Source organism: Paraburkholderia sp. PAMB 6770 (genome assembly GCF_057748135.1).
Genome location: NZ_CM173238.1, coordinates 1,480,925 through 1,495,576, shown reverse-complemented (window position 1 = coordinate 1,495,576; position 14,652 = coordinate 1,480,925). Strand labels below are relative to the sequence as shown.

14 protein-coding genes and 1 pseudogene are annotated in these 14,652 nt (G+C 55.6%); 6 read left to right on the top strand and 9 right to left on the bottom strand.

Features of this window, described 5'->3' with window-relative positions; all coding sequences use genetic code 11:
• Positions 1 to 4: 4 nt before the first annotated feature.
• Together AC3AP7_RS06880 and AC3AP7_RS06875 are read left to right on the top strand one after the other, a co-directional pair.
• A complete protein-coding gene (locus AC3AP7_RS06880) occupies positions 5 to 136 on the top strand; it encodes an MFS transporter (protein ID WP_475764416.1) in 132 nt (43 codons plus the stop codon).
• A gap of 393 nt (positions 137 to 529) precedes the next feature.
• The gene (locus AC3AP7_RS06875; RefSeq protein WP_475764417.1) at positions 530 to 832 is read left to right on the top strand and encodes an MFS transporter; all 303 of its coding nucleotides are present in this window, start codon (positions 530 to 532) and stop codon (positions 830 to 832) included.
• Positions 833 to 1,194: 362 nt separating this feature from the next.
• Here AC3AP7_RS06875 and AC3AP7_RS06870 read toward each other — a convergent pair whose 3' ends face one another.
• The 9 genes from AC3AP7_RS06870 to AC3AP7_RS06830 form a co-directional block, all read right to left on the bottom strand.
• The gene (locus AC3AP7_RS06870; RefSeq protein ID WP_475764418.1) at positions 1,195 to 1,839 is read right to left on the bottom strand and encodes a c-type cytochrome; all 645 of its coding nucleotides are present in this window, start codon (positions 1,837 to 1,839) and stop codon (positions 1,195 to 1,197) included.
• A gap of 8 nt (positions 1,840 to 1,847) precedes the next feature.
• Entirely contained in the window at positions 1,848 to 3,788 is a 1,941-nt protein-coding gene (locus AC3AP7_RS06865; protein WP_475764419.1) for a thiamine pyrophosphate-binding protein, read from the bottom strand.
• Positions 3,789 to 5,153, bottom strand: coding sequence for an MFS transporter (locus AC3AP7_RS06860; protein WP_475764420.1), 1,365 nt, complete (start codon positions 5,151 to 5,153; stop codon positions 3,789 to 3,791).
• Positions 5,154 to 5,226: 73 nt separating this feature from the next.
• The gene (locus AC3AP7_RS06855; RefSeq protein WP_475764421.1) at positions 5,227 to 6,357 is read right to left on the bottom strand and encodes a porin; all 1,131 of its coding nucleotides are present in this window, start codon (positions 6,355 to 6,357) and stop codon (positions 5,227 to 5,229) included.
• Between the two features lie 94 nt (positions 6,358 to 6,451).
• Positions 6,452 to 7,168, bottom strand: coding sequence for a maleate cis-trans isomerase family protein (locus AC3AP7_RS06850; RefSeq protein WP_475764422.1), 717 nt, complete (start codon positions 7,166 to 7,168; stop codon positions 6,452 to 6,454).
• Positions 7,165 to 8,715 carry a solute symporter family protein gene (locus AC3AP7_RS06845; RefSeq protein ID WP_475764423.1) on the bottom strand — a complete coding sequence of 517 codons (1,551 nt, stop codon included), beginning with the start codon at positions 8,713 to 8,715 and terminating at the stop codon, positions 7,165 to 7,167. The genes AC3AP7_RS06850 and AC3AP7_RS06845 overlap by 4 nt, the downstream gene beginning before the upstream one ends.
• A 4-nt stretch (positions 8,716 to 8,719) precedes the next feature.
• The gene (locus AC3AP7_RS06840) at positions 8,720 to 9,046 is read right to left on the bottom strand and encodes a DUF485 domain-containing protein (RefSeq protein WP_475764424.1); all 327 of its coding nucleotides are present in this window, start codon (positions 9,044 to 9,046) and stop codon (positions 8,720 to 8,722) included.
• Positions 9,047 to 9,127: 81 nt separating this feature from the next.
• Positions 9,128 to 10,063, bottom strand: a complete 936-nt coding sequence (locus tag AC3AP7_RS06835) for an ABC transporter substrate-binding protein (protein WP_475764425.1) — start codon at positions 10,061 to 10,063, stop codon at positions 9,128 to 9,130.
• Between the two features lie 658 nt (positions 10,064 to 10,721).
• Positions 10,722 to 11,228 (bottom strand): NAD(P)-binding protein, encoded by a 507-nt coding sequence (locus AC3AP7_RS06830; RefSeq protein ID WP_475764426.1) that lies wholly within the window; start codon positions 11,226 to 11,228, stop codon positions 10,722 to 10,724.
• Between the two features lie 137 nt (positions 11,229 to 11,365).
• Here AC3AP7_RS06830 and AC3AP7_RS06825 point away from each other — a divergent pair, with 137 nt between their 5' ends.
• The 4 genes and pseudogenes from AC3AP7_RS06825 to AC3AP7_RS06810 all read left to right on the top strand — a co-directional run bounded on the left by AC3AP7_RS06825 (position 11,366) and on the right by AC3AP7_RS06810 (position 14,596).
• Positions 11,366 to 11,899: a LysR family transcriptional regulator gene (locus tag AC3AP7_RS06825; protein ID WP_475764427.1), complete on the top strand. Its 534-nt coding sequence runs from the start codon at positions 11,366 to 11,368 to the stop codon at positions 11,897 to 11,899.
• A gap of 51 nt (positions 11,900 to 11,950) precedes the next feature.
• Positions 11,951 to 12,502, top strand: coding sequence for an IS1096 element passenger TnpR family protein (locus tag AC3AP7_RS06820; protein ID WP_487362697.1), 552 nt, complete (start codon positions 11,951 to 11,953; stop codon positions 12,500 to 12,502).
• A 43-nt stretch (positions 12,503 to 12,545) separates the two neighbouring features.
• Positions 12,546 to 12,950 (top strand): FRG domain-containing protein, encoded by a 405-nt coding sequence (locus tag AC3AP7_RS06815; RefSeq protein WP_475768043.1) that lies wholly within the window; start codon positions 12,546 to 12,548, stop codon positions 12,948 to 12,950.
• Between the two features lie 352 nt (positions 12,951 to 13,302).
• Positions 13,303 to 14,596: pseudogene (locus AC3AP7_RS06810) on the top strand (IS701 family transposase).
• Positions 14,597 to 14,652 lie beyond the last annotated feature (56 nt).

The following is a 14,652-nucleotide window of genomic DNA, read 5'->3' as shown; positions in this document are numbered from 1 at the left end:
CTACATGTTCCTGATTGGAGCGCTGCCCGCGATCCCAGCCGTTTTTATGACTCGCCTCTTGCCGGAATCACCACGATGGCTACTTGAAGAAGACAGGCTACTCGAGGCCCAAAAAGTCGTCGACGAAATTGAATAGCCGCCTCAAAGAACGGCACGCGCCCTCTACCTCCGGTTGGCCCGCTTAAATCTGTCGTCGCCCAATCACCTACCCACGGGAAGAAATATTTTGGCACAGAGCTATTTTCCCGCCAATACACGTGGTGAACTCTGGTGATCTGGATGCTCTGGTTCTGCTCGGCTTTTGTTATTTACGGTCTCGTCAGTTGGCTTCCCACAATTTACTCAACCGTGTTCCGCGCCCCTCTGCGAGAAGCGCTACTCTTTAGTCTTACGGCGAATCTTGTAGGACTATTTGGAACACTTGCATGTGTGCTGCTAATAGATCGAAACGGACGTAGGCCTTGGTTTATCGCAGCCTTCGTTTGCGCGGGCTGCTCCCTTGCGGTGTTGGCAACGCACGTGAGTTCACGTGTCGGCCATCGTTGCTATCGCGTCAATTTGCTATTTCTTCATCAACAGCACAGCCCGTGCTCTCTATGTTTATACGCCCGAATGTTACCCAACAAGAATCCGCGCCCTAGGTACTAGCATTGGCACAGGGTGGCAACGCATAGTGTCAATCCTCGGCCCCTTGATTGTCGGAAACTTGCTAGCTAACAGCGCCGTGTCGACCATGTTTTGGCTTTATTGTGCAATGGCCGTGATCGGTGCGATTGTGTCGATATTCACAACGGAGACGGCGGGCAAGACTCTTGAAGAGCTGTCCGTGTAGCAAGTAGTTTCCCCTGTAGCCGTAGGCGAACAATGCGCCACAGCTATTTTGCACGTACACACATGTGTACGTGCAAGTTTCATTTATAAGCTGAACAAGCGCCTCCAGAAATAATATAGTCTTCGACCGAACAAGGCCGCGGAACATTTGCGTTCTACCATATACCGCACCGACATCAGCACCCCGCTCGCCGCGAAATCGTCAGCATCAGGAACATAAGTCTGAGGGTTGGAGCAATCGCGCACGCGCGGCGTGCTCTGATTCCCTCACCCGGCGAGGAAGAGCGCAAGGCTCAACCGCCCTTGCAGTCCAAACCCCAAGTGACTTCGCGTGCGGACTGGTTTTTCGAGTACTGAACCTCGTCAACGAAGGGTAGACACATATCGCGCGACATCATCCACCTCATCCGCACTTATCGTATTCGGAAAGAGGGCCGGCATCGCACCCGAGGGCGCGCGAATGAATGCCGCTATACCAGTGACACCGCGCGTCTCGCCCAAGCCAAGTAACGACGGTCCAATGCCCCCCTCACCACTAGCGCCATGACACGCCGCACAGTTTGCAGAAAACACCTCTGCGCCGTGTACCGCCTTTGAAGCGGTATTCGGATCCGGTGGGGAGATCTGCACCTTCGAGTCGGCGTTCGAGCCAAGCAATGGAATGCTCCCGGGAGGTCTGTTATCAGGAATCGAAGCGAGGTACGTGTGAATACTAGCTAACTCCTCGTGTGACAATATGTTAGCGCCATAAACCGGCATTTGACCCTTCGGCGCGCGCACATATGCCTGAATCGCGTCGAGTCCCAAGGGTCCCGGAGCGAGCGCTGGCCCCGACATGATGCTACCTTGCGCCAGCTGTCCATGGCATTCGAAACATCCCTTTTTCATGTATAGCGCCCGACCCACGTCAACTTCCGAGGGCGAAGCGACTTCAGCTGTGATCGTTAGCAAAGTAGCGAAAGCTGCAAAAATCGCAACTCGCCCCCACGCGATGAAACATTGATTCATAAACCCTCCTACCGAGGTTGAGTCAGGACGTCGAGCAGTGCCGGCTTTCCGGACTTGACTACCTTCATGGCACGGACCAGCGCCGGCGCAAGTTGATCTGGGTGTGAAATAGGTCCTTCCGCCCACATTCCCATGCTTCTCGCCATATTCGCGTAGTCAATCGGCGGGTCATTGAGCACGGTTCCGACTCTGCCATTCTCTGGATGCCGGTCGCGCCAACTGCTCATGCGTTGAACGTGCATAGATTCCTGATGCCAGGCTCGATTGTTATGCATGACGCTCAACAAAGGCAACTGATGGTGAGCCGCGGTCCAAAGAACACCCGGCAGCACCATCAGGTCACCATCGGTCTGAATGTTGACGGCGATTCTTCCCGCGTCCCGATGAGCCAGCGCAGCGCCAACCGCCGCAGGCGCACCGTACCCTACGCCATACCCCCCTTCACTGCCAATGTACTGGTAAGGCTTTGTGAACTCCCATAGCCGCTGCGGCCAGCGACTGATAAAAAGGGAAGACGAGACGAGACCCCAGTCCTCATTGCGTATTGCGGCCCACACTTCTTGAGACAGGCGCGCCGTACTGATCGGGCTACCGTCCCACCCTCGCGCGGCGTCACGTCGCGCGGCTTCACGCATTTGCCCATACGCCTGTTGCGCCAAGGGTTTTCGGGCAGCAATAGCGTCTTTCTGCGAGCTTGTCAGCGCGGCCTGCACTGCACTGACCAATGCCGGAAGCGAGGCTTCGGAATCGCCTGCAATAGCCAGCGACGCAGCGAAGTATCGTTCGGCGTCTTGCATATTCGATTTCCCGGACAGGTAGGAAGTCGACACGCTGATTACCTTGGCATCGGGCCGCGTCAAACGTTTTGATGGCCGGCCAATTACGTCGATCACGGTTCCAGTCACCCCCCATACATCCGTCACCTCCAGGGCCAGAATCACGTCTGCATTGGCAACGAGTTTCGATTGTAGCCAGGTCTGATTCAGATAATGATCGGTGGGAAAATTCAACCGGCTCAGCAGGTCGACGACCGGCGCATTCAGCGACTCGGCGAGTGCAACGAGTTGCTTCATGCCGTCCGGGGTACGTACCGCACGATCGACAACGATCACAGGATTTTTCGCGTTGCACAGCAAACTTGCAGCAGTTTCGAGAGCCTGAGGGCCTGCCACTGGCGGAGAAACGAGGCTTAACTGAGGTACGGAGATCTCTCCCGCGTTCGCTATCGGTTGCTCCTGCAGGTCGGCGTCCGCAACAATCAGCACGGGTTCCGTGGGCGATGTGACAGACATCGTGTAGGCCCGCATGAAAGATTCGGCATAGCCCTGCAGCGATACCGGCGTATCGTCCCACTTCGTATAGTCGCGTACGAGCGCGCCCAGGTCCTGTGCGGTATGAAACCACTCTACGCCTGCTCGACGCTTTACCGAATCAATGATGTTGCCCGCGATGACCATCACCGGAACTTTGTCGCACCAGGCGTTGTAGAGTGCCATAGACGCATGCTGTAACCCAACATTGCTATGCACGAGGCACGCCATCGGCTTTCCTGCCACTTTCGCGTAGCCGTGCGCGATTGCGGCCGACGCCTCCTCATGCGTACACACAATCAGTTCGGGACGTTTGTTGCCGGCGTAGTTGACGATCGACTCGTGAATGCCGCGAAACGTTGACCCCGGCATTGCCGCTACATAGTCGATGCCCACCCGCCTCAACAGATCGACCATGAAATCGGAACCGGGATTATCAATGTGCAACGCGTCGGTTGCTGCCAGTTCATTCAACGAGGGAAGAGTGGTTTCCGCCGCAGCGAGTGCCGACGAGGGTAAGCCCACCGCAGCTGGCGTATTGGCAGACGTGTTGCCGGCCACTGCGCGCGTGGAATCCACGAGAGCAGTCGCTGCGCCGGTCACGATTGCTCCTTTAAGAAATTTGCGACGATCCGTCATTTATCGATCTCCCCGAATGGACATATTGTTGCCAATATCGCGTGCCTCCCGTTTTAGGCTATTTAGCCATAGCACGCACACAACAACTGCTGCAATGCTGGGAAACGCGGCGGCTACGCACAGGATTTGATGGCTTGTCCGACCGCCGGCAACCAGCGACCCGATCATCAACGGCGAAGCGAACTGTCCGAACCTTGCGCTCGCCATGCTCCAGCCGATGCCTGTCGAGCGAATTGCAGGCGGATAGAAAATCGACGCCAGAGCGATTACGCCCGCACCGCCCAAACCGATAGTTACTCCAAGGCAAGCGCTGATTGCACTGGCCGCTACCAGCGTGTTCGCGGTACCGAGCGCGGCAATTGAAATTGCCGCTCCCAAAAAAGCTGGGAAAAGAACTCTTGTGGCACCGCACTTATCCACTAGCCTGCCGGCAACAGCCATTCCAAAAAAACCGGCGAGATTGAAAAACGCCACGACGATTGCCGTATCGGCATGCCCGATGCCGTTCGCATTCAGCAAGGTCGGAGTCCACATCACCATCACGTTCGTGGTTGCGAAAGCGAAGAAAAAGATGACCCAAAGAAGCACCGTTATTGCACTTCGATGATCGGTGAACAGTCCGCGGATTGGACTCCCGGGCATCGTTTTATCTTCCACGATAAACCGGACACTTTGCGCCGGTATTTCATACCCCATACCCCGCAGAAGCCGCGAAATGCGGCGCTCAGAAGCCCCGCGGGTCACGAGAAATTGTACCGATTCAGGCAGCGCAACCATCAGGGCAACGGCGACCGCCAAAGGAATTAATCCACCTGCCAGAAAAATTGCATGCCAGCCGATGTGGAACAGCATATAAGCATTAGCAAAACTGCCGAACGCCGCGCCCAGTGGGTAAGCTGACCAGATGATCGTCGCGATCGTTCCGCGTTGCCTGCGAGGCGAGTAATCCGACGTCAGGCTAAGAAAGCAAGGAGTTGCACCGCCAAGCCCGAGACCCGCAAAAAACCGCGTGAACAGAAGAGCCGAGAACGACGATGCCTTGAGCGTAGCCAGCGTCAAAAGTCCGAACAGTAGGACCGCAACAATCAGCATTTTCTTGCGGCCCAACCGGTCAGCTAGTGGACCAAATGTCAGCGCACCCACCGCAGCGCCTAATTGTGAAGCCGCAAAGATCGGCCCAAAACTACTGATCTTCAAACCCACCGCACCGGCAATATACGGTGCGGCGACGCCGATTGACTGCGTGTCTGCTCCGTCAAGCAGACCGATACATGCGCAGAGCCCTACTACGGTCAGTTGCAAACCTGTAAAACGGCTTTCGTCAATCAGGCGAGATACATTAACAACGTTGTCCGCCGAGTTCATCGTCTTACCTTGCGATAGTTGGAAAACCTCGCCGATTCATTTTTGAAACGACGAGGACAACCGAAATGGCCGTTCAGAATTTATGCCGAATTCCGGCGAGCGCCAGCACCTGACTATCCGTAGTCGAAGGCGAAACTCCAAAAATTTCTGCTTTGACGCCACCCAGCGCGCGTTGCGCGACGCCGTATACATAAACGTCAGTTCTCTTGGAAAGGAAATAGTCAATACTCAATGCAACCGTATGCCACTTAGGGGACGATGCTGGACTGGTGACTCCGCCATAGCTCGCCTTTGTGAACACGTATGCAACTCCAAGTACGAGCGCTGGATTTACGAAATATGTCGCATTGACGTCGTAGTTGTCGAAATGCATCGACGAGCTGTCAAGGTACGAATAGTGCGAATCTGTGATCATCGCGTTGAGCTGGGTCGCACCAAAGTTGTAGCTTGCCTGCCCACCCGCTACACGTTGCGTATCGACACCCGTTCGATGCAACGGACTCACTTCGAATGGCGTAAACGGAGCGCCGCCGTAGTCATTGGTGACAGCACCGTTCGGATTCGCGGTCCCCGGGTTATGTAACTCAAGGTATGCCGCACCGAACGTCAACGGCCCATGCGAGTACCCAGCACCGAGGCTGATCGCATTGTTGTCGGCTGCTGCTCCGGGACTGTTGCTGAACGCGTAGAGTACTTCGGCGGTCAACCCATTCCAATTTGCCGTCGCATACTTGATCGCGTTGTTGTAATGGTAGGTGCCGAAGGTATTGTCGTTGTCGCCAACGTGAGCCGCCAGCGAATTAGCCGCTGCTGCCGCCACATAGCGATTCAAATAGTCCCATAGCATGTCGGGCTGGCGCCCGAGCGTCAGAGTGCCAAAACGATCGCTGGACAGACCTACAAACGCTTGTCGGCCAAACAACCGTCCACCTTGTCCCAGAGTGCCATTGGTTACGCTGAATCCATTCTCAAGCGTCGCAACCGCGCGTAGTCCACCTCCAAGATCCTCTACGATGCGAAAGCCCATGCGATTGGCCTGCATCGTCGAAGAGATCATGCTGACGCTACTCGCGCCGGACTGGTTATTGACATAGGCTACCCCGACACTAATTATTCCGTATAGCGTTACAGAGCTTTGCGCTCTCACTAATCCTGGAAAGAGCAGGAAAAGCGCGCTCATACACACGGTTGCTTTGATCTTCACCGACGTCTCCATGGTTGTTATATTTGCCGCGTTGGCCGAACAAGTAAATGAGGACGTTGGCACAGCCACCTCATCTTTTTCATTCTGTGTGAAACTACTTTGCTAGCAATCTCCCGTATTCCGAAATTTTCTGGTTTGGCAAAACATGCCGCAGGGCATCCCACGCTACGACCTGGTTGCTAGTAACGACCGGTATATCAATAATTGCTTCGATTTCGGAAATCACATTACAGGCCCTGATCGCAGCACAGCTGATCAAGCACACGTCAGCGTTTCGATCAACGTTTGCCGCTGCAAGCTCAATCCACGTTTTCGGATCGACTGCGCTCATCTTGTGCGGATCCGTTAGCTGGAGGCCAAATTTTCTTACCACGTCGAAGCCACGTGCGCTGAGAAACCGACCTTCACGATCATTCAATTCAGAGGTATACGGCGACACGATGCTTACGGTCTTTGCCTTCAACGCCGTCAGTGCCGACAGCAGAGAACCACCCGTCGTGATGGCCGTGATGCCGCAACTATCTTTGATGTCGTCGCGAATTTTCTCGTCAATATTCGGCGCCCATGTTGATGCGGCCGTGCAATGAAAAACGATGCAATCTACTCGCGCGTCTGCAAGCAACTGGGCAGCCTCCGAAGCTCCCGACACCATTGCATCGAAATCGGCCGCAGTTGAACCGGTGAGCTTGATTCGAGTTACATGCAATGAGACAGAACTCGGTAGCATCGCACCGATCTCGATCTCAGCCGCCGTGTTTACTGATGGCAAGATCAATCCTATCCTGCCAGCAATCTCGTAGTTTATGTTCATGCGCTAGCGCTCCGATTCCCATTGAAAATCTGCGGTTCCAAAGCGTCGTATTGCACGCTCTCGTTCGCATTCGTCATCAAAGAAACCAGTACGCTTATTAAGAACGCGGTAGGAATGGAAACTATCCCGGGGTTACGAAGAGGAAACAACGCCTTCGCATGATGCAGTATGTCTATCTGCACGGTAGGCGACAGCACCAGCAAAACAAGGCTCAGAATCAGTCCTGACACCATCCCCGCCATCGCACCGGCGTGCGTGAATCGCCGCCAATAAATAGCGAGAAAAAGTACGGGGAAATTGGTAGCCGCCGCTATTGCCGTCGCGAGACCCACCATGAAAGCGACATTCTGACCTCTCAGCCCCAGCGCACACGCGACCGCGACCGCTGAAAGGATCACTGTCGAGATGCGCGCAACGGTCATTTGATCTTCGGAAGACTCTCGATTCCTGCGGACCACCATGGTCCAGATGTCATGCGCAAGCGTTCCCACACCGGTCATTACGAGTCCGGATACCGCGGCAATAATCGTCGCAAAGGATACGGCGGCGATAAATCCTAACAACATGGTCCCGCCAAGGCGTTCCGCAAGGAGAGGGACAGCCATGTTCCCTCCCTTGTCGACCGCGAGAATCGATCCTTTACCGACGAGCACCATTGCTGCGAACCCTAGAATTGCCGTCAGCACCATGAAAAGTACAATGATGCATGTCGCGTAGAAAACCGACATTCTTGCCGCTCGCGCGTCTCTTACAGTAAAAAAACGCATCAACACATGTGGCAGGCTGGCGACACCCATTACCAGCGCGAGGCTTAGAGAAAAGGCTTCTAGTGGGCTGCCGACCAACTCGCCAGGGCTCAGGATTTTCGCGCCATTTATCTCTGCAGCGGCTGCGAATAGTCGCAATGGGTCGAAGCCGTACGCCGCTAGTGCCATGACAGCCATGGCCAATGCGGCGCACATCATAATAGCCGCCTTCACGATCTGTACCCAGGTGGTGGCAACCATTCCGCCAAACAGCACGTAGACCAGCATGAATGCTCCGGTGAGCATCACCGCCAATCCGTAGGGTATGGCGAACAAGAGATGGACCAGATTTCCTGCTCCGACAAGCTGCATCACGAGATAAGAAAGGACGATCACCAGAGCGTTGATAGACGTAGGAAGCCTGATATTGGGTCTGCCAAATCGAGTTTCCAACACGTCGCCGATTGTGTATTTGCCCAGATTTCGCAGCGGCTCTCCGAACAGAAACAACATGACCGGCCAGCCGATCACACCACCGATCGCATAGAAGAACCCATCAAACCCTGCGATAGCTGTCAGGCCCGTCAGGCCAAGAAATCCCGCTGCCGCCACGAAGTCACCGGCGAGCGCCAGACTGTTTTGAGCTGGCGTAATTCGATGACCTGCTGCAAGGAAATCATCAGTACCTTTCGCGCGGCGTGCTGCAAAATACGTGATGGCAAGGGTCGCCACGGTAAAGAGCAAGAAGAATGCAACAGATGAAGCCGTCGCACGCCCCAATGCCACAGAAGCGTTATTCATCTCGTTAGCTCCTGTTCGGGAAGGTTGCGACGCTTTTATCCATCCGCACGACGACAAAAATATAGCCGAGCGTCAGCATGATGCAGGCGAATATAACCAGCATTGCCAACAATAGTGCGATCGATAGTCCATCTGAAACCTGGCCCTGAATCGCATTGAACTTTCCAGTTATAACGAGTACGAAAGCCCAATAACACGCTACTAGCGCCGCTGTGAAAGCAAGGGAGATGCGGCGTCGGCGATTTGTGTCCATTCCTTGAGCGCCTGAAATATCGCAACTGTTATCCGACGCTGATGTGCATGGACGAATGGTTTGAAGTTTTGTATTCACGTCTCCTCCGAAAACTACATACCGAGTCCTTCCTCGTACACGGAACTCGTTCGGGCCACATAGGCCCACGGATGCGCCCGACTAGCCCACCGTGATCTCTTCGACTCCGACTAATCTTTGCGCTTCGCTCAGGTATCGCATATCGATGTATTTTCTGAAGTCAGCGTTCTGCTCTACCCGGATGCTAGACGAGCGATCTCGTCGCATCATGTCGATGCATGTTTGAATCGACCTCGAGTCAAGACGGAGGTCAACCGGCACCGCGAACCCGTTGACGTGATCTTTCCAAGCCCGCTTCAGATACCGGTGCTCGACGTCCATATGGCGCCCAGCCACTTCAATAGCAGCTTCCCGGTTCTCGAACATCCATTGCGATCCGCGAATGGAACCTGCAAGGAATCGAATCAGGATATCTTCATGTTCTTGTGCCCAGGCATCCCGGACATTAATCGAAGAGAACTGAAAGTAAGGAATCCAGTCGGATACGGCGCCAAGATTCGAAAAGCCTCGATCTTCGGCGATATAGTTGTGGGGATCGGTCTGCATTGCGGCGTCGATGGATCGATCGAGCAAGCGCTCGTGGCGCGGCGGTACCACCCCCGCCTCTACAATGCTGTACTCGTTCGGGTAGACACCGACTCGCTCGAGGATGTCTACGAAAAGAGACGAGGTTCCGGCGCTCAACGCCGACACGCCGATCGTACGTCCGCGCAAATCTTCAAGTCGCTTGACCTCAGGTTGTGCAATCAGCGAATGGGTCAAGCGGTTGACATTGCCCCCTATCATCCGCAAGTCGCCGCCCGCCTCAACATCATGTATCACATGCTCCGGAGACCCAATACCGATATCCATTTCACCCAGACGAAGGGCTTTCGTGAGAGGATCGATACCGCCGAATATAGTGAAATCTACATGGAGATCCAATTTTTCATAGAATCCCAGGTCGCGTGCGCCCCAATAGGGAACAAAGAAAAAAGCCGGCACCACTAAACCTACGCGTAGCCGATCCGTTTGCATGATGTCTCCTGTAATGGCTTGTTTTCTTGCCCATAGGTCCAACGACTCTCAACACTTTTTAGAAGTAACCGAACTTCGCTTTTTCATAACCCATGCCTTTCATTGAGCCCAAGGACGCTCGAAGACGGCAGGTGGCAGAATTTCTGTCGGTCTGACAACGACAAGAAGCCAGTTTCGGTTACGCTAACTCTCCGATGTCGAACACAACGGAATCGATGTAATAATTAGGATATTTTTATTCATCTTTACGATTTCTAGTCTTCGATACCACGATGTGACAGCTTTCAACTGAGCGGGCTAGTCGCCCAGACGCTCCTCCCGCCATAGGCCAAGCGCCTTTTGCGCCGCCCTGTCCGAAAAGCTGAACAGTACCGAACGCTGGCGTGCCTGATGTATCACCTCGTTACATGACGGCCCAACAAACACTTCGTCCACCGACCACTCGATGCAAGCGTCTTCGACAAGGGTTACGCCCCCCCTCGTGCACGCAGTAGGCGGTCGGATCTGTCGACCGGTTTGGCTGCCCAAGGAACCCGGCCGGTAAAAGTTGCATGTAGCCTGCCATCGTCGGCATCGGATATCATTGAACCGGCAAACCTTCACGTTGGTCTCTGCGATAGTGATAGAGCCAATTGTTCGACGATGGGTCGTTACAAGCTCACTGACCGATGGAAGGAAACTCAGTAACCCCGGGCTTGCGGAAGACCGGCCCGCCGTCGTAGAGCCACGCCGTCCCGTCCAGCGTTTGCTCGAGGCCGCGGCTGTTTGTAGAAATCCCAATGCGTGGCGATCGGAGGCAAGCGTCCGGGAAGATCCGATGCAAGTCAGCGCGATGAATCAGCGCATACGGATAGTGAAACCTCTCGATAAAAGGATTGTCCAGTGGTATGGAGATGACGTGCTCGCCCGAAATGCCGTCCATCATTACCAGCTTGCTCGGCCTGGACACTTTGGCGTTCACTGCTTCGGTAATGCCCAGTCGCTCGAATACGTGGAACGCGTTTGGACCAATCTGGATGCCCGCGCCGATCTCCTTGATCTCGTGCGCGCGCTCGAACAACCGAACGTGGAAACCTGACCGGCTAAGTGCGAGCGCCGCAGCAAGGCCTCCGATACCGCCGCCTGCAATGAGAATTGGCAACGATTGCTGCTCTTCTGGGCCCATATCTCCTCCACTTTCTTTGCCCGGGTGCGGGTCGGCGTTAAGCCGAGGGAAACGCCCCGATGAGTGGAGTCATTCTAGAAATCTCTTTCCGATCAAGCTATACGTAACCCTTGATACGCTGAATCAACGTATTTGATTTGCGGACGAGTAGGGTTAACGTTGATCCAAAGAGCCTGATTGCCTTTGAGGAGGAATACCGGACGACGAGTATCTCTCGCGCGGCAGAAAGACCCGACATGAGCCTGACTGCGGTCAGCATGATCCTCGCGAAATTCCGCAAACATTACGACGATCCGCTCTTCGTACGGACTTTCAACGGCATGCAACCCACCCGCCTTGCGCAAGAAATCGTGGGCCCGATGCGTCAGGCTATAAACGCGTTGCAGATCACGCCGGAACATCGCGTCAATTTCGATCCGCCCGCGGCCATCCGCATGTTTCGCCTTTGTATGCAGGACGTCGTCCAACGCATCGTGATGCCCAGACTGCTCGACCACCCGGGCACGGCCGCACCCGATGTTGGAGACCGCACCACGGCGGAGGCTGAAGTCTGGTCTGCGAATAAGGCTGAAGGATGTGCCACTAGTACTTCACTGGACTCCGACTCTTCCAAATCGACTTCCGTTCTTCAGTTGCGAATCAGTCTTCGCGGCCTAAGCCCGCCGGTCTGACGGCGACTCCTGATTCCCGAGCAGATCACGATTGTGCAACTGCATAAGGTGATGCAGGCCGCCATGGACTGGAACGACGAACACCAGCACCGGCTTGTCGTCCGGGAATGGCGTCACGGCGAACATCGCGACGGCGCGTTGCAATTCTTCGATGGCCCCGACGCTCTGTCCCTGTCGATGTTTGGCCTGCACAACGTCTCCGCGCGGTGGTTACATGACGTGCACGTCGATCGGCGAACGTGCAACCAGCGGTCAGGGCCATTACCACGCTGCGTCGCGGCCGCCGGGCGTTGCCCACTCAAAGACATCGGAGGCCCAGAGACATACATGATGGTCCTGGAAGAGCACGGCGAGCTCGAGTTTTTCGGGTGGCTCGAGACGCTGCGAAAACACCCGATTGACGTGAACAGTCTGCGCGTTGATGCCGATGAATGGCTGATAGGGCTGGATCGGCGTTCGACCGACGCGCAGCGAATGAGCGGCTGTCGGGGCTTGCGCGGCAAGCTGGCCGCCGAGGCGCCGACCCGGGCGGGAGGCTACGATGCGAATTGCGGATCGGACGAAAATCGACGAACGAGGGCGTTAAAAACCTTGAGGTTGTAACTCCGATACCAACCCGAACGATCGCACAAGTGAAACTTCGTTTCTGTATCGGGGCCACCCGAGTTTTACCTACGCGCTAACACCAAGCATCTATCGGAATGCCCGCTGGATACAAAACGAACACGTCATGTTCAGGGAGCTCGTCCTTCGATGCCCGAACGACTTCTCGTCGCTCGCATCTACGTTTCAGACTCTCGTGAAAATGCAGCACTACGGCCTTCCTACGCGTCTGCTGGACCTGACCGCTAATCCACTGATTGCGCTATACTTCGCTAGCGATCCCGCCGATCCACCAAGCGAAAGCGGCGAAGTGATTGCGTTCGGCATCCCAACCAAGGATATCAAGTACTACGACAGCGACATGGTCAGTGTCGTCGCAAACCTCGCACGCCGTCCGTCCAGCTTCGAAATCCCGCCGCAAGATCTTGACAAGACAGCACTCAATTAGACGCCGGCTATCCGATACCTGCTGCATGAGATCAAGCAGGAGAAACCGTATTTCGAGCCGCTGGTCGAGCGTGAGCATCTCGAGTCGGTCATCTGCGTCAAACCAAAGATGGAGAATCCCCCGGATCATTCGGCAAGATGGCGCTTTTTTTCTGTTCGGCGTCCATGGCGCCAAGCAAACAGCCGCTTCCGTGCCCGACACCTATATTGCCAGTAGTGGCGCAAAGCGCATCATCATCATCGGGACAGAGAAACGGCGCATACGCAGCCAGCTCGAAGCCCTAGACTAGTACTACTGTGTCATAAAATCCATGGCATTATAGGAACTTCTTCATCCTTTGCATGAGGAAGTGATGGACTGGGACACATCGTTCGACGATTACCTGGAACACCTATGCAATGCGATCGGACACAGTGATCGCCGTACTGGTCTTGTGGGCTATTGCCGAGGCCTGATGCTGCCGATTGCGCGCAAAAGTGTCGAGCCGTTGGCAGCTCATATCGAGCCGCATCGCGTGAGTGCGCGGCACCAGTCACTGCATCACTTCGTTTCAAAGTCAGAATGGTCCGACGCCGCATTAGCCGAACAGATCCGGCGCTGGGTATTGCCGCACATGGATCCGACAAATGGTCTGTACTGGATCATTGACGACACGGGTTTCCCGAAGAAGGGAAAGCATTCAGTGGGCGTGGCGCGGCAATACTGCGGGCAGTTGGGCAAGCAGGATAACTGCCAGGTGGCCGTGAGTCTGTCGGTTGCCACCGAGGAGGCGAGCCTGCCGGTCGCCTGGCGGCTTTATCTGCCGCAGGAATGGGCAGAGGATCCGACACGACGACAGCAGGCCGGGGTGCCCGAGGAAATCAGGTTTGCGACCAAGCCGCAGATTTCGATCACGCAATTACGTGAGGCAAGGCAAAGTGGCGCCCCAAATGGGGTGGTGCTGGCTGACGCGGGCTATGGAAACGACACGGCGTTCCGTGAAGCCGTTGGTGAACTCGGTCTGCAATACGCCGTGGGTATCCAGTCAAGTACCCGCGTGTGGCCGCCGGGCCTTGCCCCACTGCCTGCCGAACCCTCAACAGGCAAGGCTGGCCGGCCACGCAGCCTGCAGCGCCGGGTACCGGGACATGACTCCGTCCCAGTCAAGGACCTGGCAATGGCGCTCGAATCATCCTGCTATCGCACGATTTCGTGGCGCGAAGGCACGCGTACCGCACTGACCTCCCGGTTTGCGGCGTTGCGAGTGCGGGCCTCCCATCGCGATTACTGGCGGGCTACGCCGCGCGATGAAGAGTGGCTGCTGATCGAGTGGCCCGTCGGCGAACCCGAGCCGAGCAAATACTGGCTTTGTACGTTGCCGGGGGACACGCCCGTGGAACGTCTCGTTCACGTTGCCAAAATGCGCTGGCGCATTGAGCGTGACTACCAGGATCTCAAGCAGGAGTTCGGCCTTGGACACTTCGAAGGGCGTGGGGTGGCGTGGCTTCCATCATCACGCGACACTATGCATTGCAGCCTATGGGTTTCTCGTCGCACAACGCCTCTCCGAAGGCGGTAAAAAAAACTCCGAAATCCGCGGCGCACCTGCGTTACCCGAGAACTACATCCCACGCGGCTCCCCAGCGCATGCAGCGACACGTACCTGACTCGACCGCAACGCTGCGCTGGCGAATTGCTGCGCACATCTCCAGGCGACTACAGA